This window comes from Salipiger marinus (assembly GCF_900100085.1).
Classification (GTDB): domain Bacteria; phylum Pseudomonadota; class Alphaproteobacteria; order Rhodobacterales; family Rhodobacteraceae; genus Salipiger; species Salipiger marinus.
The window spans coordinates 37,802-56,611 of record NZ_FNEJ01000014.1; the positions used below are offsets into that span (position 1 = coordinate 37,802).

The following is an 18,810-nucleotide window of genomic DNA, read 5'->3' on the forward strand; positions in this document are numbered from 1 at the left end:
TCTGGCGGCGCCACCCTAGGCCGGGCGAAGGGCGGAGGGAACCTGTTTTCCTTGGGCGCGACAGCGGTTAGGGTCGGGGCGACCGGAGCAGATGCAGAGCCTGTGATGACCCGATTTTCCCTGATGGCCGTTCTGGCCACGCTGGCGCTTGCCGGGGCTGCCCATGCCCAGAATCTGACATGGCGCTTCGACTGGCAGGGCGGCGGCGGCTATTCCCTGCGCGGCGCGCTGGCCTTTGACGCGGCCATGGCCGAACGGGACGTGGTGGTGGCCGAGGATGTGGACTGTTTCGTGATCGAAGGCTTCCGCGACGGTGCCCCCATTGGTCGCTGGGCCTTGGGCATGCTGACCGAGGACACCACATGGCGGCTGACCTTCCATCCGCAGCGCGATGCCTTTGCGGTCTACGGCCCCGATGCGCTGATGCCGCAGGCCTGGAACATGGACGGGTTCGGCACCGATTGCGGAGCGGGCGGATTCGGGTTCAACATCGGCAACGCGGCGCAGGATCTGTGTCTGGACGGACGGCTGCTGCAGATGTCGCAGGTGGCGCCCGACCGGCCCTTTCCGGCGCAGCGTGACGACGCCTACCGCTTTCCGTCCGATGCCTGCCGCGCGCCGATGCTGATGGGCGCGTTTTCCCCCGTGCCAAAGGAGCCGCCCCATGTGCGATGACGCCACCGCCACCCCGCTGCTGTCCCACGACCAGACCCGCGTGACCCGCTTCGATTTCGCCCCCGGCGCCCAGACCGGCTGGCATGTGCATGATTACGATTATGTCATCGTGGCGCTGACCGACATGACCATGCGGCTGGAACTGCCCGGCGGCGAGGTGCGCGAGGTCACGACCCCCGCAGGCGCCGCCTATCGCCGCGAGGCGGGGACCGAACACAACGTCATCAACGCGGGCACCGCCCCGATGAGCTTTGTCGAGGTGGAATTCCTGCGCTGAGCCTCAGACCCCCGGAGGCGGCGGGGGCGGCATCACGGTAAACAGCTGCGCCAGCTCCGCCACATCCTCCGCCCGCTTCCAGCCATCCTGACCCTGGGTCCAGACATGGCTGTCGCGGCGCAGGCTGCCTTCGGTGACCATGCGCCCCAGCCGGGCCTTGGAAAACGGCCCGCTGGTCGCGCCATTTTCGGCGATGTGCCAGACATGTTCCACCGGCGGCGGCGGGGGCGGCGGCGCTGCCGCCTCGGGGCGGGCGCCCCAAGGGCCGGGCTGCGCGCCTGCCTGCTGTGCCCCGGACATCTGCGCACCCATGGCCATGCCCAGCCCGGCGCCAAAGCCGGTGCCCATGGCCTGACCAGCGGCGGAGCCTTCGGCTGCCAGCGCCTCGGCGGCCTGAAACTTGGTATAGGCGTCCAGATTGCCGATCACCCCCATGGAGGTGCGCTTGTCCATCGCCCGCTCCACCGCTGCGGGCAGGGAGACGTTTTCGATGTAAAGCTCGGGCAGGCTCAGCCCGTAGTCGGCGATGGTGGCGGAAATGCCTTCGGCCAGCATCCGGCCCAGATCGGCGGTGTTGGCGGCCATGTCCAGCACCGGAATGTTGGAACCCGCGATGAGGCGGGAAAATTCCTGCACGATGATGTTGCGGATCTGGAAGCTGATCTCGTCGGAGGTGAATTCGCCATCCGTCCCCACGATTTCGCGCAGGAAGCGGGAGGCGTCGCTGACCCGCACCGAATAGGTGCCATAGGCGCGCAGCCGCACCGGGCCGAATTCCGGATCGCGGCAGATGATCGGGTTCTTGGTGCCCCATTTCAGCCCGTTGAACCGGGTGGTGTTGACGAAATACACCTCGGATTTGAAGGGCGAGCGAAAGCCGTGATCCCAATGCTGAAGCGAAGTCATGATCGGCATGTTGTTCGTCTCAAGCATGTAAAGCCCGGGGGTGAACACATCCGCAAGCTGGCCTTCATGCACGAAGACCGCCGTCTGGCCCTCGCGCACCGTCAGCTTGGCGCCATACTTGATCTCGTGGCCTTCCCGTTCGAACCGCCACACCATCGTGTCGCGGGTGTTGTCGGTCCAGTGGATGACGTCGATGAACTGGCCGGAAAGGAAATCGAGAATGCCCATGGGGGACTCCTTGTATCAGCTGGATCCCGGCGGCGCGGTCAGCCGGGTGGCAAGCTCCTGCACGATGGGGCGCACGGTGTCGGCATCCATGCCGGGCTTCAGCCGGGGATCATAAAGGATCTGCAGCAGCTTCTCGTCCATGGAGGTCAGCAGCGCAAATTCGTCATCATCGTTGAAGATCGAGGGCCGCGCCTGCGGGCTGTCATTGCCCAGCCCCAGCCCCTGCGCCACCTCTTCATGGATGCAGGACCGGCGCAGCAGCGGCGGGTGTTCGGACCGGATCACCGCGATCGCCTGCCCGTAATCATGGCCGTTATAGGTGTCGGAAAAGGCGATCACCAGACAGTGCACGCCGCGCGGCAGGTTGTCGAAGATCGCCAGCGCCGACGGGTTCACATCGGGCACCAGCGCCTTGATGCGCGGCGCGATCTGCGCGCGGTCATCCTCGCTCATGAACAGCACGTGGAAATTGGCGGCGCTGGACTGCATGGCGATGGGATGGCCGGTGATCCGCGCCAGCCGGTTGACATAACCGGTCAGTTCGTTGCGCGCCTGCACCTGCATGTCGGCGGGCACATGGGTGCCGAATTCGGCGGTGACGCGCACGGGCTTGAGCCATTTCTTGACCCGGCCCAGTTCGCCCTTGGAGGGGCGCAGCCCCTGTCCGCGCTCGTATTCCTCGGCCAGCGCGATGCGTTCGAAATTGCGCTGCAGCATGGTGTCGGTCACCGGCGTGTCGGCGCCGCCGCCATCGGTGCGCAACAGCCCGCGCGCCAGCAGATCGGTCTGCACGCGGTTGTAATAGGTTTCCAGATCGACGCTGGCCAGCGACCGGCGAAGCGGCGCGGGATCGGGCGCGGGGGGCTCCGGGGCTACCGGGGCAGGGCGCGACGGCGGCGCCACCACGGGGGGGCGCGGCGCAGGCTCGGACCCGCCGCAGGCGGCCAGCGCCGCGCAGAGCAGAGATGACAGCAGAAGCCGCCCGCGCCGCATGGCTCAGGCCCCGGCCGGAACGGAGGTGGCGGTGGTGTCACCGGTGCCGGTGCCGCGCGCCTTGGCCGAGGACAGCGTGTCGCGCAGATCGCCCTCCATGCGCTTGAGCTCTTCTTCGGCCTTGGCGCGACGGGCCTTGCCTTCGTCGGCGATGCGCAGGCTGTCCTGAATGGTGGCGATCAGATCGGCATTGGCCTGTTTCACCGCCTCGATGTCGAACACGCCCCGCTCCATCTCGGTGCGGATGGCGGTGTTGCTGTCGCGCAGGTTCTTGGCATTGGCGGTCAGCAGTTCGTTGGTCAGGTCATTGGCGTCGCGCACCGCAGCGGCGGCTTCGGCGCTGCGCTGGATGGTGACCGCCTGCGCCAGCTGGGTTTCCCACAGCGGCACGGTGTTGACCAAGGTCGAGTTGATCTTCGTCACCAGCGACTTGTCGTTTTCCTGCACCAGCCGGATCGACGGCAGCGACTGCATGGTGACCTGCCGCGTCAGCTTCAGGTCATGCACCCGGCGTTCCAGATCGTCGCGCGCGGCGCGCAGGTCGCGCAGCTGCTGCGCGGTCATCACCTGCGCGTCGGGGCTGGCGGCCTGCACCTCGGCCTCCTTGGCGGGGATGGTCACGTTGTCCAGTTCGGCCAGCTTCTGCTGGCCCGCCGCGATGTAAAGCGCCAGCTCGTCATAGAACTGCAGCGTCTTGTCATAGAGCAGATCCAGCGACTTGATGTCTTTCAGCAGCGCATGTTCGTGCTTCAGCAGCGTGTCGGTCACCCGGTCGATCTGTGCCTGCACCTGTTCATAGCGCGCGGTGAACTTGGCAAAAGGCGCGGAGCGGCCCACCAGCTTTTCCCACCAGCTCTGCTTGCGGCGCACGTCCAGCTCGCTGACCGAAAAGCCGCGGATGGTGGTGACGATGTCGCGCAGGCTGTCGCCCGCAGGCCCCACATCCTTGTTGCGCACATCGGCCAGCATCGCCTGACTGATTTCCTGCAGTTCGGCCTGCGCGGCAGAGCCGAAGGAGACGATGGACTGGGTGTCGCCCATGTCGATCTCGTCCATGCGGGCGCGGATTTCTTCGCTCATCTCGGGGCTTGCGGTCTCCAGCGACACGACATCCTCGGCGGGGGAGGGATCCGGCAGCACGACCGAATTGACCTCGTCCACAAGCGCCACGGCATCCTGTGCTTTCGTTTTCACCTGGTCGGACATGTCCATTCCTATCTGTTCTGCGGCATCCGCTCAGTCGAGCCGGACGCCGTCGCGTTGCAACCGGCCGCGCAGCACGTCGATTTCGACGGTCAGGTCGGCATTGCTGTCCAGCAGCAGCTTGCGGGTCTTCTGCCCGAAGCTTTGTTCAAGATCGGTGAGCAGCTGCATAAAATCCGCCTTGGCGCCCGCATCCTGCGTGCGGCTGTAGATGTCGGCGAATTTCACCGCCGCATCGCGCGCGCCCATCAGGTAGACACCCAGATAACGCCGGGCACCGGACAGATCGCGCGGATCCTCTTCCACCGTGCGGATCAGAGCCTGCGCGCTGAGGTGAAACCGTTCCACCCGCGCCTCCACCTGACGGTCGCCGGAGCGGCGCGCCGCCTCTTCCATCGCGGTCAGGTAGGCTTCGGCCTCGTCGACCACGCGCGACACGCGGCCCTGCTGAAAGGTGTCGACCCCGTCCAGCCCCTTGTCGCGCAGCGGATCAAGCCCGAAGGCGCCCAGATGCAGCGCGCCGGCAGAGGCGCCGTAGATCAGCGGCGCCAGCAGGCCGGGATCAGCCTTGAAGGCGGCGAGGCCCACACCGGCCCCGGCAAGCAGGGCGGCAAAAATCTTGCGCGGGATGGCGGGACGGCGGGCCACACGGCGCGAGTCATAGGCCGCCTGCGCGCGCAGGCCGTCGCGCAGCAGCCACGCCCCCAGCAGCAGCGCCCCCGCCCCCAGAAGGCCAAGCGCCAGCCCGGTGGCCCCGTCATTGAGCGAGGTGGCGGCCAGCACGATGGGCGGAAAAAACAGCACGTTGGACCGGGCGCCCACGGGATCGACCTTGGCGCCGTGATACTGCGGCGGCGTCTCCTGCGGGGTTTCGGGATCGGGGCGGCCGGGGCTGTGTTTGCCGCCAAATCGCTGCGCCATGGTCAGAGCCCCCCCAGCCAGCCGGAAGAGACCCCGAAGAGGAGCACGATCAGAAGCACATAAGCGACCTTGCGCAAGGCCTTGTCGGACATGTCGCCCCCCGGCTGGTCTTCCTCGGTTCGGTCAGGAACTTAAGGGCTTAGCGCGCGATTTGCTAGGGGAAAGCTTTGACAATGCCGGGCAGTCGGCGATCACGCGGCGCGGTGGCGGTACATCCTTGTCCAGAGCAGGTCCGCCTCGATCTCGAAGGCGTCGCGGCCCTGCGCCAGACCGGTTTCGCGGGCGCGGTCCTCGAACGCCTCGCCAAGGGCTGCAATCCGCGCCAGATAGCGCAGCCGGGCCTTGGCGCGGTCCTCCGTCTCCCATGCGGCGTGCAGCCGGTCATTTTCGGCGGCGAACAGGTCCAGAAACCGCGCGACGGGGCGGCGCAGGCGCTTGGCCTCGGCGGGATCTTCGGACAGGGCGCGCAGCAGCGCCATGACGGTGATCCGCAGGCCTTCGGCGCGTCCGGCGATTTCGGCATCGCCAAGGCTTGCGGCCTTGTCCACCTGCTGTTTCAGCACAGCCTCCACCCGCCCCAGCGCGGCCTCGATCTGGGCCCGCCGCGCGCGGTCCTGCACGGCGGTGCTGCCGCGCAGCGGATCGCGGCCAAAGGCGGCAAGGCTCAGCGCCATGCCAAGCAGGCCAAACCCCAGCGGCAGCCAAAGCGTGGCAAAATGATGCCCCGCCAGCAGCAGCAGCGTCAGCCCGATCAGCGCCGATCCGATGGTCTTGCGCGGCAGGCGCGGCGGGCGGGCAGTTCTGTTCTGAAACCAGTCCTCCTCCACCTGCTGGCCGCGATGGATCAGCCGCAGCGCCAGCGCCAGCAGCACAAGCTGCAGCACGGCGGCAAAGGCCGAGGTGGCGGTGCCGTGAAACAGCAGCAGGATCAGCGGAAAGGCCGCCAGAAACAGCAGGAGCGGCGCTGCCTCAAGCGGGCCGCTGCGCCTTTTCCGGGCCGAAGGGGGGACGGGGTGGGACATGGCCGGGCTCCGTTACTGATAGCTCAGCGCAAAGATCAGGATCCACAGCGCCGCAAAGGCGGTGCGGGCACCCAGATGGCCGTCACCGCGCAGCCGCGTGGCCGCCAGAGCCAAGGCCTGCCACGTGTCCTGCGCGATCATCCGCAGGTTTCCCAGCACCAGCAGAGTGGTGGCACATAGCACAATAAGGGCGAAGATCGATGTCATGCCCAAAGTCTGGCGGCGAATCCGGGCAAAATCGCGGCATCACTCTGGCGCCGCGCGGGTTTTTTTCACCAAGATTAACAGAGTGTTACATTGAACATGTCAAGGATGGGGCAGGGCGGGCTCAGCGCTTTGGCTTGCCCCCCGGTTTCGGGCCGGGCTTGCCCCCCGGACCCCCCGGCTTGCCCCCCGATCGGCCCGCCGGTGCGCCACCGGGCCTGCCAGCGGGCTTGCCGCCGGGGCGGGGTGCCGCGCCCGCTGCGGATCTGGCGGTAAAGGTCTTGCCCGGACCGGAGCGCGTGCCGGTCTCCGCATCCCGCCGCCCCATCGGCTTGCCTGCGCCCGCGCCTGCACCTGCGCGCGCCATAGGCTTGCCGGTTTCAGGATCGCGGCGGCCAAAGGTCTTCGCGGCACCCGGACCGGTGCGGCCTGCCGGTTTCCCGGTTTCCGGATCGCGGCGCCCCATGGGCTTGCCCGCGCCCGTGCCTGCACCAGCGCGCGCCATCGGCTTGCCGGTTTCGGGATCGCGGCGGCCAAAGGTCTTGGCGGCACCGGCGCCGGGGCGGCCTGCTGGCTTGCCAGTCTCTGCATCGCGGCGTCCCATGGGCTTGCCCGCGCCCGCGCCCGCGCCTGCGCCAAAGCGTCCCGCAGGTCTGCCGGTCTCGGCGTCGCGGCGGCCTGCAGTCTTGGGTCCACCCGCACGCGCCATGGGTTTGCCGGTCTCCGGATCGCGCGGCAGGCCGGGTCTGCCCGGGCCGGGGCCGGGTTTGCCGCTGCGGCCCGGCTTGCCGGGTCCGGGTTTGCGGGTGCGCGTCGGCTGCGGCTTTTCGGGCGGCGGCCCTTCAAGCCCCAGCTGGTCGCGCATCACCTTGGGGCGCACCTCGATCACCTCGCCGGGGTTCATCTGGCCCAGCTGGAACGGCCCGTAGGACACCCGGATCAGCCGGTTCACCGTCAGCCCCACATCGGACATGGCGCGGCGAATCTCGCGGTTCTTGCCTTCGCGCAGGCCCACGGTCAGCCATGCATTGGCACCCTGCTGGCGGTCCAGCGTCACCTGCATCGGCTGGAAGGCCTGACCGTCCACCACGATGCCGGCGCGCAGCGGCTCCAGCATCGCCTCGGTGGGGGTGCCGTTGACCCGGACCCGGTATTTGCGCAGCCAGCCGGTGGAGGGCAGTTCCAGCTTGCGCTTGATGCCGCCATCATTGGTCAGCAGCAGCAGACCTTCGGAGTTGAGGTCAAGCCGCCCCACGCTCAGCACCCGCGGCAGATCCTCGGGCAGCTTGTCGAAAATGGTCTCGCGGCCCTTTTCGTCGCTGTTGGTCGTCACCAGCCCGATGGGTTTGTAATACATCCACAGCCGCGCCGCCTCGGGTTCGGCCAAGGGCGCATCATCCACGGTCACGCGGTCCTTGGCGATGACGTTCAGCGCCGGGCTGTCGATCACCTTGCCATTGACCGCCACGCGGCCCTCCTCGATCATCCGCTCGGCATCGCGGCGGCTGGCCACGCCCGCGCGGGCCAGCACCTTGGCGATGCGGTCGCCTGCGGCGGCGGAGGTGGGGGTCTGTTCGGGGGGCGAGGGGGGCTTTTTCATGCTGCCCTCCTACTGCATCGCCGGAGTTTGGGGAAGCCGTCTCGCACGGGGGAAAGCCGTCTCGCCAAGCGGCGGGCTTCGCGCTATGCCCGGCCCATGACGTTCCGCAGCCATATGGATCTTGCCCTGTCCGAAGCGCGTGCCGCCGCCCTGCGCGGCGAGGTGCCGGTGGGGGCCGTGGTGGTGTCGCCCGAAGGCCGGGTGGTGGCACAGGCGGGCAACCTTACCCGCGCGGCGCATGACCCCACCGCCCATGCCGAGATTGTGGCGCTGCGCGCCGCCTGTGCCGCGGCGGGGTCGGAACGGCTGCCGGGGCATGATCTTTACGTGACGCTGGAGCCCTGCCCGATGTGCGCCGCCGCCATTTCCTTTGCCCGGATCCGCAGGCTGTATTACGCCGCGTCCGACCCCAAATCGGGGGGTGTGGCGCAGGGGGCGCGGGTGTTTGCCCATCCGCAGTGCCATCACGTCCCCGAGGTTTATGACGGCATCGCCGCCCCCGAGGCGGAGGCGCTGCTGCGGGCATTTTTTGCACAAAGGCGGGAGTGACGGATGCCGCGGGTGATCCTGTTCAACAAGCCCTACGGGGTGCTGACGCAATTCACCGACAAGGGCACGGCGGACAGCCCGCGCCCCACGCTGTCAAAGTTCATCACGCTGCCCGGGGTCTATCCGGCGGGGCGGCTCGACCGCGACAGCGAGGGACTGCTGGTGCTGACCGATGACGGGCGGCTGCAGGCGCGGATCGCGGATCCGAAGTTCAAGCAGCCGAAAACCTATCTGGTGATGGTCGAAGGCACCCCGGAAGAGGCGCAGCTGCAGCAGCTGCGGCAGGGGGTGACGCTGAAGGACGGGCCGACCCGCCCGGCGCGCGCACGGCTGATCCCCGATCCCGAGCTGTGGCCGCGCAACCCGCCGGTGCGGTTCCGCAAGTCGGTGCCGGATGCGTGGCTGGAACTGACCATCACCGAAGGCCGCAACCGGCAGGTGCGGCGCATGACGGCGCATGTGGGCCTGCCCTGCCTGCGGCTGGTGCGCTGGTCGATCGGCGACTGGTCGCTGGACGGGCTGGCGCCCGGCACATGGCGCGACGCCTAGTTGGAGACGTTTTCTTCCAGCTGCAGCGGGGCGGGGTTGATGTAGTCGATCACCCCCGCTGCGGGATTGTCGGGCTGCACCGTATCGCGGAAGGTCTGGGTCATGCCCTCGGCCACCAGCAGCTGCACGGCGGCGCCGGGCTGCATGACGCCGGTGGTCCAGCTGTCATCGGTGGCGGTGGCCGACATGGCGATGTCGGAGTCGTTGCGGAACACGATGGTGTCGCCCAGTTCGGGATAGACGTAGTCGGGGAAGTAGCCGTTGCCCATCATCAGCACCTCATGCTCGGCGGCGGCGAGGGGCGCGGCGAGGCTTCCCAGCATCAGGGCCAGAGTCGTGATCTTGCGCATCCTTGCGTGCTCCTTCTGCGGCACAGGGATCCCCATCCGGGACGGACCGGCGGATAGCGGAAAACTGGGGCAGAATTTGGGCGATGCGGCGGGGCCGGGGCCCTGCCGCATCCTCCGCGACGGCGCGCCCGGTCAGGCGTGGGCCAGTTCGACCTGCACCACATCGGTGCGCCCGGTGGCAAAGGTGGCGGCACAGCTTTCGACGTAGAACTGCCAGCTGCGCAGGAAGGGCTCGCCATAGCCCAGCTTGCGGATGCGGGCGCGCTGCGCCTGCAGCGCCTCGGCCCAGATCCGGCAGGTGCGGGCGTAATGCTGGCCAAAGGCGAAATTCTCGCGGACCACCAGCCCGGCCTTGGACGCCTCGCGCGCGATCATCGCGTCGCAGGGCAGCATGCCGCCCGGAAAGGTGTAGTGCCGGATGAAATCGGTGCGCTGGCGATAGAGCGAAAATTCCGCGTCCGGCACGGTGATGGCCTGCACCATGGCCCGCCCGCCCTCGGCCAGACGCTCTTTCAGCGTGGCGAAATAGACTGGCCAGTAGCGTTCGCCCACCGCCTCGATCATCTCGATGGACACGATGTTGTCGAACCGGCCCTGCACGGCGCGGTAATCCTGCAGGCGGATGTCGGCGCGCCCGTCCAGCCGCGCATCGGCATAACCTTTCTGGCTGGGCGACAGGGTGATGCCGGTGACATGGCGCCCCGCCTCGGCGGCGCGTTCGGCAAAGCCGCCCCAGCCGCAGCCGATTTCCAGAATGCGCTCGCCCTCGGGCAGGCGGTTCAGGATGCGGTCGTATTTGCGCGCCTGCGCGGCGGGCAGATCCTCGTCTCCGGCGAACAGCGCCGAAGAATAGGTCATGCTGGGATCAAGCCACAGCTGGTAGAATTCGTTGCCCACGTCGTAATGCGCGCGGATGTTGCGCGAGGCGCCGCGCAGCGAATTGCTGCGCAGGATCCGGTCCACGATCCGGAACCGCAGCCGGGCAAAGATCCCGGGCGTGGCGTAATGATCCAGGGCGTCCAGATTGGCCAGCGTATAGGCCACCAGCCGTTCCAGCGAGGAGGTGTGCCACATCCCCGCGACAAAGGTTTCGCCAAAGCCGACCTCGCCCCGCGCCAGCATGGCGGGCAGCACGGCCCAGTCGGTGATCTGCACATCGGCCTCGGGGCCGTCGGCGCCGAAATGGTGCACGGTGCCTTCGGGGGTGGTCAGCGTCAGCCGACCCTCGGTGGCCTGTTCCAGCGTGGCCAGAAGGCGGCGTTTCATCAGGCCTGTAATCGGCAGTTTCATGAGCTGACCTCGTGATCGGGGGGCGCGGGCCGTTTTCGGTAAGCCGCGCCCTTCAGTTTCAGTCGAAGGGCATTCCAGTAGATCAGCGCCACAACCCGCAGCGCCCCGCCGGGGCGCCGGACCAGCGAGGCTGCCAGATCGCGCGTGCGCAGCGGCAGGACCGGGCCGGACATGGCGGCGATCAGACCTTCGGTGCCGTCGATCTGGATGATGCGGATGGCGATGCGTCTGTCCCCAAGCGTAAAACGGAAATGATAGGTGCCGGAGATGTCCTGAAAAGGTGACACGTGAAACACCTTGGTCGCGGTCAGGTCATCCTGCGGCGTGATCGGGACAAATCCGGGCAGGTGGCACAGATAGCTGTGGCGGTCGCCGAAGGTGTTGTTGACCTCGGCGATCACCGCGCGCAGATGCGGCCCGTCCAGCGCCAGCCAGAAGCTGACGGGGTTGAACCAGAAGCCCAGAAAGCGCGGCTGCGCCAGCAGCGCCACGGTCAGCCCGGTGCAGTCGAGCCCGGCCTGCGCGAAGATCTCGCGCGCCCAGACCACGCCGCGCCCCTTGCCGCGCGGCCCGCCATGATCGCGGTCGCGCAGCGAGGCAAGGTTGAAGCCGTTGCGCGAAAACAGCGGCTGGCTGCGCGCGTGATCGGGATCCATCAGCAGGAACTCCACCGCATAGCCGAAGGCATGGCGGATGGCGCCGCGCCGGGCATGGGTGACCTGCGCGGGCAGCCGCAGCACCGCGCCCTGTTCCAGCCGCGCGGCAAGGGGCAGGGTGGCCGCGGTCACACCCGCTCCGGCAGCATGTGGCGGGCGATGCGCACCGCGCTGGCAAAGCCGTCCTCGTGAAAGCCGTTGCGCAGCCATGCCCCGGCAAACCATGTGCGGTTGATGCCCTGCATCTGCGCGATGGTCTTCTGCGCGGTCAGCGCCGCCGGGTCAAAGACGGGATGCCGGAACACCGTTTCGTCATAGATGGCCGACTCGTGAATGATGCCCTGCGGGTTGAGGGTCACGAACATCGGATCGCTTTCGGGAATGTTCTGCAGCTTGTTCATCCAGTAGGTCACGCCCACAGAGGCGCCGGGCTGCGGGTTGCGTTCGGTGCGAAAGACCCACGAGCTCCAGCAGCGGCGGCGCTGCGGCATGGCGCGCGGATCGCGGTGCAGCACGGCGCGGTTGGGCTGGAACCGCACCGCGCCAAGGGCCGCCTGTTCCTCGGGGCTGGCATCCGCCAGCATGTCGAGCGCCACATCGGCGTGGCAGGCCAGCACCACCTGATCGAATTCGCGCGGGGTGTCATGATCCGCCTTCAGGGTGATCTGCGTGTCGTCCCGGCTGACGCTGCGCACCGGGGTGCCGCTGCGGATCTGCACGCCGCGCGCGCCAAGCGCCTGTTCCAGCCGCGACACATAGGACACGCTGCCCCCGGACACCGTCCACCACTGATGCTGGCCCTTGGGCGACAGCAGCGCGTGGTTGCGCAGGAAGCGCATCAGCGTCTCGGCGGGGAAATCGCCGATCTTGCCGGTGGGGGTGGACCAGATCGCGCCGCAGATCGGAAAAAGATAACTGTCGCGGAAGGCCTGACCCAGCCGCAGCTCGCGCACCAGATCGGTGATGGTCAGATCCGGGCGGCCTTCGGCCACCGCCTCGGCCCGGGCGTTGAAGCGCAGGATGTCCCGGATCATGCCGTGAAATGTCGGATTCAGCAGGTTTCGCCGCTGTCCGAACACCGCATCCCCCGACCGCAGGGCATATTCCAGCCGCCCGCTGTCCAGCGAGACGCCAAAGCTCATGTCGCTGCGTTCCACCGGCACGTCGAGATCGCGGAAGAGCGCGGTCAGATGCGGATAGTTGGCATAGTTGAAGACGATGAAGCCGGTATCGACGGGCTGATCCCCGGCGCGCCCTGCCACCACGGTGCGGGCATGGCCCCCCAGCCTTGGCGCGGCCTCGTAAAGCGTGACCTTGTGACGGGCCGCCAGCAGCCATGCGCAGGCCATGCCGGAAATGCCGCCGCCGATCACCGCCACACGCTGCGGAGAGCCAAGAGAAAGATCGAATGCCACGCGTCACCTCCGTGTGGATACGGGAATTAGTCTTAAATACGTGAGGTTTGTCGCCACGGATCAGCCAAGGCCGAAAAAAATCCCCGCACGAGTGATCCTTTGGCATCGGAATGCCGTAAACCCTGCATGTCTCTGGATGCAACCCTCACCGATCACGCCCCCGTGGGGCACAGCGCTGCCGACTTGCATGTCGGACAGCGGGCGGGTGAAACTCGCACCCGGACACTGGCGAGAAAAGGAGGCACGGTGACAACGCCTGACGGATTCACCGAGCCCACGCAATGGCTGATCGCGGTGCGGGATCGGCGAGACCGCGCAGCTTTTGCGCGGCTTTTTGATCATTTTGGCCCGCGGCTGAAGGCGATGCTGCTGCGCGGCGGGCTGCGCGACGGCAGCGCCGAGGATGTGGTGCAGGATGTGATGCTGGCGGTCTGGCACAAGGCCGCGCAGTTCGATCCGCACCGCGCCGAAGCCTCAGCGTGGATTTACCGGATCGCGCGGAACCGCCAGATCGACCTTGTGCGCCGCCGCCCGGCGGTGGTTCTGGAAGAACTGGAAGAGCCACCGGGAAACGAGCCGGACGCGCCGCAGATCCTCGCGCTGGCGCAGGAGGCGCGGCATCTGCGCGCGGCGCTGGACCGGCTTGCCCCCGAACAGGTGCAGGCCATCCAGAAGGCCTACATGGAAGACATGCCGCACAGCGAGATCAGCCGCACCACCGGCCTGCCGCTTGGAACCATCAAGTCCCGTATACGTCTTGGGTTGGAACGCCTGAGGCATGAGTTGAAAGACCTGAAGCCAGAATGAGTGCCATCAGTCATCATATCCCGGATCATCTGATCCGTGCCCATGCGGCGGGACAGCTGCCGCATCACTTTGCGGTGGTCGTCGCAGCGCATCTGTCGATGTGCGATGCCTGCCGCGCTCAGGCCGAGGCCGAAGAGATGGTGGGCGGTGCCCTGCTTGACCGGCTGGCGCCCGCCGCGCTGCAGGACGGCGCGCGCGACCGGCTGCTGGCCGCGCTTGACAGCGCGCCGCCACCCCCGCCCGCACCGCGCCGGTCGGGCATCTTTCCCGCGCCGGTGATGCAGGCGCTGGACGGCCAGCCGCCGCGCTGGCGCATGCTGGGCGGCGGCATCCGCCAGCAGGTGCTGTCGGCGGACGAGGACGGTTCGCTGCGGCTGCTGTACATTCCGCCGGGCCGCGCCGTGCCCGAGCACGGCCATAACGGGCTGGAACTGACGCTGGTGCTGCAGGGCGCGTTTTCCGACAGCGAAGGCCGCTTTGGGGTCGGAGACGTGGAACTGGCCGAGGATGACCTTGATCACCAGCCCGTCGCCTGCCCCGGGGCGCCCTGCATCTGTCTGGCCGCCACCGACGCGCCGCTGCGGTTCACCGCCTTCCTGCCGCGTCTGCTGCAGCCTTTGTTCCGCATTTAAGGATACGCCATGACCTCCGCCCCCCATGCCAGCCGCCGGATCTGGATCATCGGCGCCAGCGCGGGCATCGGCGCCGCTCTGGCGCGCGAACTGGCAGGGCAGGGCGCGCAGCTGATCCTGTCGGCGCGCGATGGCGACGCGCTGCAGGCGCTGGCGCAGGAAATCGGCGGCGCCCTGGTGCTGCCGCTGGATCTGCTGCAGCGCGAGACGGTGGAACAGGCCGTGGCGCAGCTGTCCGAAGGGCCAAAGCTCGATGCAGTGATCTGCACTGCAGCGCTTTATGATCCCACGCCGGTCTCCGAGATGGATCTGCAGAAAGCCGAGGCGCTGGTGCGGGTCAATGTGTTTGGCACGCTGCTGGTGGCGCGGCTGGCGCCGAAGCTGCTGCGGAAGGGCGGGCAGCTGGCGCTGTTCGGCTCGGTCGCGGGCTATTTCGGGCTGCCCAAGGGACAGGCCTATTCCGCAACCAAGGCCGCGATCATCAACCTTGCCGAGACCCTGCGCATTGAACTTGCGCCCGATGTGGATGTGCGGCTGATCTCTCCGGGCTTCGTGCGGACCCGGCTGACCGATCAGAACGATTTCAACATGCCCGCGATGATGGAACCCGAAGATGCGGCGCGCGCCATTTCCAAGGGGCTGGCGGGCCGCAGTTTCGAGATCCATTTTCCGAAGCGCTTCACCACGCTGCTGAAGCTCTTGCGCCTGCTGCCCTATGGGCTGGCCTTCCGCCTGACCTCGCGCCTGCGCTGATCCGCGCAGGCGACAGGGTGCCGGATCAGGCCAGCTTGCCGGTCAGGATCGCGACGCCCGCCCATGCGGAAAAGCCGGTCAGGAACGCGCCCCACAGACCGTCGACCACGATCTGCTCCACCGACCAGTCGGCCAGCGTGGCGTAATTGGTCATCTCGTAGGTGCCGTAGCACATCAGCCCCAGCAGCGCGCCGCCCAGCAGGGCCTGCAGCGGGGCCGCATCGCGCAGCGCATCGACCGAGACGAAATACAAAAGCCCCGCCACATAGGCGAGATAGAAGCCCGCCGCCGGTCCCAGCCGCAGCGGTTCCGCCAGCAGGTGCCCCACATGCCGGTCGAAGACCGGGCGCACGATGAACCGGATGCCCAGCATGTCCAGCCCAAGGAAGATGGCGGCGGTCACGCCATAAAGGAGAGGGATCTGCATCGGGGCCTCGCTTTGCTTGGGGTGCTCCTTTGGTCTACGCGCCACCCCGCGCGCTGGATCACCCGAAAGGCGGTGCCGCGCCAAAAAGCCCGCCCGCCACCAGATCCGCCGCCGCGGGGCTGAGCGCCACGGGGGTGTCATGCAGCATGGCAAGCCGGGTCAGCGCCTGCAGATCCACATCGCCGCCATGGGGCAGGGTGGGGTCGGCGAAAAAGATCACCGCGTCCAGCTCGCCCGTGGCGATCAGCGCGCCAAGCTGCTGGTCGCCGCCGCGAGAGCCGCGCTGCAGTCGGCGCAGGGTCAGGCCGGGCACCGCCTCGTCGATCATGCGCCCGGTGCCGCCGGTGCAGATCAGCCGGTGCCCGGCCAGCGCGCGGGAATGGCGGGTGACCCAAGCCCGAAGCTGCGCCTTGCGGGTGTCATGGGCGGCCAGCGCGATGCGGCGCGGCGCCGTGGCCACGGCGCGGGCGCGGGTGGTGATGGCAAGGATGGCGCGGACCTGCGCGGCAAAGCCCTCTGCCTCGGCGGGGAAGGCGCCCGCAAGCGCTGCGGTGCCCACGGTAAAGCCTTCGGCCCCGGCGCGCGCCGCCTCCAGCACCCGCGCCTCGCTGTCGATGCTGCCCGCCATGATCACCGGCGCCTCGACCGCGGCACAGACCTGCGCCATCAGCCCCGGCACGTCGCCCGCGAAGCGGTAGGCCAGCAGGTCGAGCCCGTGCACATGCTCCAGATCGGTCAGGCGGCGGGCAGACTCCACGATCGCGGCGGCGGGGCCCTCCAGCACGCTGGGATGGCCGGTGATGCGGCCCGGAAACGGATAGTAGCGCAGCGGATGCTGCCGGGTCAGCCGCGTCACCTCTTCGGCGCGGGTGCCGCCCAGCAGGCAGTCCACATCCAGATCCACCGCCGCGCGGGCAGAGGCCAGCTCGCTTTCGGCATCAAGGCTCACCACCTCCAGATAGGACCGGCCTCCCGCTGCGCGGATGTCTTCGGCAAGGCCTTTCAGGTCGGCGAAGGGCAGGCCCACATCCTTGAACCCGATATGGCGCACGCCGCCTTCCAACGCCTCGGCCAGACGGGCGCGGGCATCGGGGATGGTGCGGTCGTCTGCGGTCAGCATCAGGATGAAATCGAACGCCATGGCAGCATCTCCGGGCAAGGGCTGGGTCATATCCCGTTGTCAGGGGCAGGGGGCGGCGCGTCAACAACCCGCTTGACCCGCCCGAGGCCATGACTTAGGAACTGGGCCACCGCGCGGGTATAGCTTAATGGTAAAGCCCCTGCCTTCCAAGCAGGCTATGTCGGTTCGATTCCGTCTACCCGCTCCATCCTCTCCCGCCGCCTCCGGACCGTATGTCGCAGCTTTTTTGCCGCGCCGTGCCCCGGCATGGTTCGGCTTGACGCGCAGAGCCTGCACGGGGATACCCTGCCGTGCAGACAAAGGAGGGGGAATGGCCCACGGAAATCCCGCTGCCATCGTGCAGGACGATCGCGCCAAGTCGCGCAAGCTTGGCTCGCTCGGGGCGCTCTGGCCCTTCATGGCGCCCTATCGCGGGTTGATGGTCGCCTCCATCCTTGCCCTGATCGCCACGGCCACGGTGTCGCTGACCCTGCCGCTGGCGGTGCGCCGCGTGGTCGACAATTTCAACGTCGAAGACGGCGCGCTGCTTGACCGCTATTTCATGGCGGCGCTGGGCATCGCGGCGCTTCTGGCGCTGGGCACGGCGCTGCGCTACGCCTTTGTCACGCGGCTGGGCGAACGGGTGGTGGCCGATATCCGCATGGCGGTGTTCGACCGGGTCATGAGCCTGTCGCCGTCCTTCTACGAAAAGATCATGACCGGCGAGGTGCTGAGCCGGATCACCACCGACACCACGCTGATCCTGTCGGTCATCGGATCGTCGGTGTCGATCGCGCTGCGCAACGTGCTGATCTTTGCGGGCGGGCTGACCCTGATGCTGTTCACCTCGGCCAAGCTGACCGGCATGGTGCTGCTGCTGGTGCCGGTGGTGGTGGTGCCGATCCTGACGCTGGGGCGGCGCCTGCGCAAGCTCAGCCGCGAAAATCAGGACTGGATCGCCGCCTCTTCCGGCAATGCCGCCGAGGCGCTGGCGGCGGTGCAGACCGTGCAGAGCTTCACCCACGAGGTGATCTCGCGCCGGGCCTTTGCGGATGTGACCGAAAAGAGCTTCGATGCGGCGCGGCGGCGGATCTGGACCCGCGCGCTGATGACCGCCATCGTCATCTTTCTGGTGTTCACCGGCATTGTCGGCGTGCTGTGGATGGGCGCGTGGGACGTGCGTGCCGGGGTGATGAGCGCGGGTGCGCTGGTGCAGTTCGTGATCTATTCGGTGATGGTGGCGGGCGCCGTGGCCGCGCTGTCGGAAATCTTTGGCGAATTGCAGCGCGCGGCGGGGGCCACCGAACGGCTGGTGGAACTGCTGCACACCGAAGACAGCGTGCAGGATCCCGCGCAGCCCCGGGCGCTGCCCAGCCCGGTGCGCGGCGAGATCACCTTTGACCATGTGGATTTCACCTATCCCGCGCGGCCCGGCGTCAAGGCGCTGGACGGTGTGGCGCTGACCATCCGCCCCGGCGAGACGGTGGCGCTGGTCGGGCCTTCGGGCGCGGGCAAGACCACCATCGTGCAGCTGATCCAGCGCTTCTATGATCCCGATGGCGGGCAGGTGCTGCTGGACGGGGTGCCGGTGTCGGAGATGGCGCGCGACGCCTTCCGCCGCCATATCGCGCTGGTGCCGCAGGATCCGGTGATCTTTGCCGCCTCCGCCCGCGACAACATCCGCTTTGGCCGCCCCGATGCCTCGGATGCGGAAATCGAGGCCGCCGCCCGCGCCGCCGCCGCGCATGATTTCCTGACCGCGCTGCCCGAAGGCTATGACACATGGCTGGGCGAACGCGGCGTGATGCTGTCGGGCGGGCAGAAACAGCGCGTGGCCATCGCCCGCGCCATCCTGCGCGACGCGCCGGTGCTGCTGCTGGACGAGGCGACCTCGGCGCTGGATGCGGAAAGCGAACGCGCGGTGCAAAGGGCGGTGGACGTGCTGGCCGAAGGGCGCACCACGATCATCGTGGCGCATCGGCTGGCCACGGTGAAAAAGGCCGACCGCATCGTGGTGATGGAGCATGGCCGCATCGTGGCCGAAGGCAGCCATGATGCGCTGGTGGCCGAAGGCGGGCTTTACGCCCGGCTGGCGCGGCTGCAGTTCACCGACGGGCTGGCGTCGGAATAGGCCGGGGCGCCCGCGCCCGCAGCAAGGTTTCTGTGCCGCCGCGTCCGAAGATCTTGCACCAAGGCCACAACCTTTCCAGACTGATCCGCGGGGGAGACCCAC

21 protein-coding genes and 1 tRNA gene are annotated in these 18,810 nt (G+C 68.0%); 9 read left to right on the forward strand and 13 right to left on the reverse strand.

What is annotated here, in order from left to right:
• Positions 1–105 precede the first annotated feature (105 nt).
• Both BLR51_RS16215 and BLR51_RS16220 read left to right on the forward strand, forming a co-directional pair.
• A complete protein-coding gene (locus tag BLR51_RS16215; RefSeq protein WP_089848911.1) occupies positions 106–675 on the forward strand; it encodes a hypothetical protein in 570 nt (189 codons plus the stop codon).
• Entirely contained in the window at positions 665–952 is a 288-nt protein-coding gene (locus BLR51_RS16220; protein WP_089848913.1) for a cupin domain-containing protein, read from the forward strand. The genes BLR51_RS16215 and BLR51_RS16220 overlap by 11 nt, the downstream gene beginning before the upstream one ends.
• Positions 953–955: 3 nt before the next feature.
• Here the strand turns inward: BLR51_RS16220 and BLR51_RS16225 are convergent, their stop codons facing one another.
• From BLR51_RS16225 to BLR51_RS16255, 7 genes are all read right to left on the reverse strand, one after another.
• On the reverse strand, positions 956–2,086 hold the full coding sequence (locus BLR51_RS16225; RefSeq protein WP_089848915.1) for an SPFH domain-containing protein: 1,131 nt from the start codon (positions 2,084–2,086) through the stop codon (positions 956–958).
• Between the two features lie 15 nt (positions 2,087–2,101).
• Positions 2,102–3,079, reverse strand: a complete 978-nt coding sequence (locus tag BLR51_RS16230) for a DUF2927 domain-containing protein (protein ID WP_089848917.1) — start codon at positions 3,077–3,079, stop codon at positions 2,102–2,104.
• Positions 3,080–3,082: 3 nt separating this feature from the next.
• On the reverse strand, positions 3,083–4,285 hold the full coding sequence (locus tag BLR51_RS16235; protein WP_089849087.1) for a toxic anion resistance protein: 1,203 nt from the start codon (positions 4,283–4,285) through the stop codon (positions 3,083–3,085).
• 30 nt (positions 4,286–4,315) lie between these two features.
• Positions 4,316–5,203 (reverse strand): 5-bromo-4-chloroindolyl phosphate hydrolysis family protein, encoded by an 888-nt coding sequence (locus BLR51_RS16240; protein WP_089848919.1) that lies wholly within the window; start codon positions 5,201–5,203, stop codon positions 4,316–4,318.
• 191 nt (positions 5,204–5,394) lie between these two features.
• Complete coding sequence (locus BLR51_RS16245) at positions 5,395–6,225, reverse strand: hypothetical protein (protein ID WP_089848921.1); 831 nt, start codon at positions 6,223–6,225, stop codon at positions 5,395–5,397.
• 12 nt (positions 6,226–6,237) lie between these two features.
• A complete protein-coding gene (locus BLR51_RS16250; protein WP_089848923.1) occupies positions 6,238–6,432 on the reverse strand; it encodes a hypothetical protein in 195 nt (64 codons plus the stop codon).
• Positions 6,433–6,553: 121 nt separating this feature from the next.
• Positions 6,554–8,029, reverse strand: coding sequence for a pseudouridine synthase (locus BLR51_RS16255; protein ID WP_089848925.1), 1,476 nt, complete (start codon positions 8,027–8,029; stop codon positions 6,554–6,556).
• A 96-nt stretch (positions 8,030–8,125) separates the two neighbouring features.
• Between BLR51_RS16255 and BLR51_RS16260 the strand changes: the two genes are divergently transcribed.
• Together BLR51_RS16260 and BLR51_RS16265 are read left to right on the forward strand one after the other, a co-directional pair.
• A complete protein-coding gene (locus BLR51_RS16260) occupies positions 8,126–8,578 on the forward strand; it encodes a nucleoside deaminase (protein WP_089848927.1) in 453 nt (150 codons plus the stop codon).
• Between the two features lie 3 nt (positions 8,579–8,581).
• Positions 8,582–9,127, forward strand: coding sequence for an rRNA large subunit pseudouridine synthase E (locus tag BLR51_RS16265; RefSeq protein ID WP_089848929.1), 546 nt, complete (start codon positions 8,582–8,584; stop codon positions 9,125–9,127).
• On the opposite strand, the gene BLR51_RS16270 is transcribed toward BLR51_RS16265, so the two are convergent.
• The 4 genes from BLR51_RS16270 to BLR51_RS16285 all read right to left on the reverse strand — a co-directional run bounded on the left by BLR51_RS16270 (position 9,124) and on the right by BLR51_RS16285 (position 12,838).
• Positions 9,124–9,477, reverse strand: a complete 354-nt coding sequence (locus tag BLR51_RS16270) for a cupredoxin domain-containing protein (RefSeq protein WP_089848931.1) — start codon at positions 9,475–9,477, stop codon at positions 9,124–9,126. The two genes, BLR51_RS16265 and BLR51_RS16270, sit on opposite strands and share 4 nt — an antisense overlap.
• A gap of 132 nt (positions 9,478–9,609) precedes the next feature.
• Positions 9,610–10,767: an SAM-dependent methyltransferase gene (locus BLR51_RS16275; protein WP_089848933.1), complete on the reverse strand. Its 1,158-nt coding sequence runs from the start codon at positions 10,765–10,767 to the stop codon at positions 9,610–9,612.
• Positions 10,764–11,555, reverse strand: a complete 792-nt coding sequence (locus BLR51_RS16280) for a DUF1365 domain-containing protein (protein ID WP_311135845.1) — start codon at positions 11,553–11,555, stop codon at positions 10,764–10,766. The genes BLR51_RS16275 and BLR51_RS16280 overlap by 4 nt, the downstream gene beginning before the upstream one ends.
• Entirely contained in the window at positions 11,552–12,838 is a 1,287-nt protein-coding gene (locus BLR51_RS16285) for an NAD(P)/FAD-dependent oxidoreductase (protein ID WP_089848937.1), read from the reverse strand. The genes BLR51_RS16280 and BLR51_RS16285 overlap by 4 nt, the downstream gene beginning before the upstream one ends.
• 246 nt (positions 12,839–13,084) lie before the next feature.
• On the opposite strand from BLR51_RS16285, the gene BLR51_RS16290 reads away from it, so the two are divergent.
• The 3 genes from BLR51_RS16290 to BLR51_RS16300 are packed head-to-tail and all read left to right on the forward strand — an operon-like array spanning position 13,085 to position 15,030.
• Positions 13,085–13,645 carry a sigma-70 family RNA polymerase sigma factor gene (locus BLR51_RS16290; protein ID WP_230797266.1) on the forward strand — a complete coding sequence of 187 codons (561 nt, stop codon included), beginning with the start codon at positions 13,085–13,087 and terminating at the stop codon, positions 13,643–13,645.
• On the forward strand, positions 13,642–14,277 hold the full coding sequence (locus tag BLR51_RS16295) for a ChrR family anti-sigma-E factor (protein ID WP_089848942.1): 636 nt from the start codon (positions 13,642–13,644) through the stop codon (positions 14,275–14,277). The genes BLR51_RS16290 and BLR51_RS16295 overlap by 4 nt, the downstream gene beginning before the upstream one ends.
• 9 nt (positions 14,278–14,286) lie before the next feature.
• Entirely contained in the window at positions 14,287–15,030 is a 744-nt protein-coding gene (locus BLR51_RS16300; protein ID WP_089848944.1) for an SDR family NAD(P)-dependent oxidoreductase, read from the forward strand.
• Between the two features lie 25 nt (positions 15,031–15,055).
• On the opposite strand, the gene BLR51_RS16305 is transcribed toward BLR51_RS16300, so the two are convergent.
• Positions 15,056–15,457 (reverse strand): DUF2177 family protein, encoded by a 402-nt coding sequence (locus BLR51_RS16305; RefSeq protein WP_089848946.1) that lies wholly within the window; start codon positions 15,455–15,457, stop codon positions 15,056–15,058.
• A gap of 58 nt (positions 15,458–15,515) precedes the next feature.
• Positions 15,516–16,598 (reverse strand): methylglyoxal synthase, encoded by a 1,083-nt coding sequence (locus tag BLR51_RS16310; RefSeq protein WP_089848948.1) that lies wholly within the window; start codon positions 16,596–16,598, stop codon positions 15,516–15,518.
• Between the two features lie 113 nt (positions 16,599–16,711).
• Here BLR51_RS16310 and BLR51_RS16315 point away from each other — a divergent pair.
• Both BLR51_RS16315 and BLR51_RS16320 read left to right on the forward strand, forming a co-directional pair.
• Positions 16,712–16,785: transfer RNA gene (locus BLR51_RS16315), tRNA-Gly, on the forward strand.
• Positions 16,786–16,908: 123 nt separating this feature from the next.
• Complete coding sequence (locus BLR51_RS16320; RefSeq protein WP_089848951.1) at positions 16,909–18,708, forward strand: ABC transporter transmembrane domain-containing protein; 1,800 nt, start codon at positions 16,909–16,911, stop codon at positions 18,706–18,708.
• The last annotated feature ends 102 nt before the right edge of the window (positions 18,709–18,810 follow it).

What these genes read in the sequence shown, in the direction of transcription:
- BLR51_RS16215 (WP_089848911.1), top strand. Translation starts at nt 106, where the DNA reads ATGACCCGATTTTCCCTGATGGCCGTTCTGGCCACGCTGGCGCTTGCC.
- BLR51_RS16220 (WP_089848913.1), top strand. Translation starts at nt 665, where the DNA reads ATGTGCGATGACGCCACCGCCACCCCGCTGCTGTCCCACGACCAGACC.
- BLR51_RS16225 (WP_089848915.1), bottom strand. Translation starts at nt 2,086, where the DNA reads ATGGGCATTCTCGATTTCCTTTCCGGCCAGTTCATCGACGTCATCCAC.
- BLR51_RS16230 (WP_089848917.1), bottom strand. Translation starts at nt 3,079, where the DNA reads ATGCGGCGCGGGCGGCTTCTGCTGTCATCTCTGCTCTGCGCGGCGCTG.
- BLR51_RS16235 (WP_089849087.1), bottom strand. Translation starts at nt 4,285, where the DNA reads ATGTCCGACCAGGTGAAAACGAAAGCACAGGATGCCGTGGCGCTTGTG.
- BLR51_RS16240 (WP_089848919.1), bottom strand. Translation starts at nt 5,203, where the DNA reads ATGGCGCAGCGATTTGGCGGCAAACACAGCCCCGGCCGCCCCGATCCC.
- BLR51_RS16245 (WP_089848921.1), bottom strand. Translation starts at nt 6,225, where the DNA reads ATGTCCCACCCCGTCCCCCCTTCGGCCCGGAAAAGGCGCAGCGGCCCG.
- BLR51_RS16250 (WP_089848923.1), bottom strand. Translation starts at nt 6,432, where the DNA reads ATGACATCGATCTTCGCCCTTATTGTGCTATGTGCCACCACTCTGCTG.
- BLR51_RS16255 (WP_089848925.1), bottom strand. Translation starts at nt 8,029, where the DNA reads ATGAAAAAGCCCCCCTCGCCCCCCGAACAGACCCCCACCTCCGCCGCC.
- BLR51_RS16260 (WP_089848927.1), top strand. Translation starts at nt 8,126, where the DNA reads ATGACGTTCCGCAGCCATATGGATCTTGCCCTGTCCGAAGCGCGTGCC.
- BLR51_RS16265 (WP_089848929.1), top strand. Translation starts at nt 8,582, where the DNA reads ATGCCGCGGGTGATCCTGTTCAACAAGCCCTACGGGGTGCTGACGCAA.
- BLR51_RS16270 (WP_089848931.1), bottom strand. Translation starts at nt 9,477, where the DNA reads ATGCGCAAGATCACGACTCTGGCCCTGATGCTGGGAAGCCTCGCCGCG.
- BLR51_RS16275 (WP_089848933.1), bottom strand. Translation starts at nt 10,767, where the DNA reads ATGAAACTGCCGATTACAGGCCTGATGAAACGCCGCCTTCTGGCCACG.
- BLR51_RS16295 (WP_089848942.1), top strand. Translation starts at nt 13,642, where the DNA reads ATGAGTGCCATCAGTCATCATATCCCGGATCATCTGATCCGTGCCCAT.
- BLR51_RS16300 (WP_089848944.1), top strand. Translation starts at nt 14,287, where the DNA reads ATGACCTCCGCCCCCCATGCCAGCCGCCGGATCTGGATCATCGGCGCC.
- BLR51_RS16305 (WP_089848946.1), bottom strand. Translation starts at nt 15,457, where the DNA reads ATGCAGATCCCTCTCCTTTATGGCGTGACCGCCGCCATCTTCCTTGGG.
- BLR51_RS16310 (WP_089848948.1), bottom strand. Translation starts at nt 16,598, where the DNA reads ATGGCGTTCGATTTCATCCTGATGCTGACCGCAGACGACCGCACCATC.
- BLR51_RS16320 (WP_089848951.1), top strand. Translation starts at nt 16,909, where the DNA reads ATGGCCCACGGAAATCCCGCTGCCATCGTGCAGGACGATCGCGCCAAG.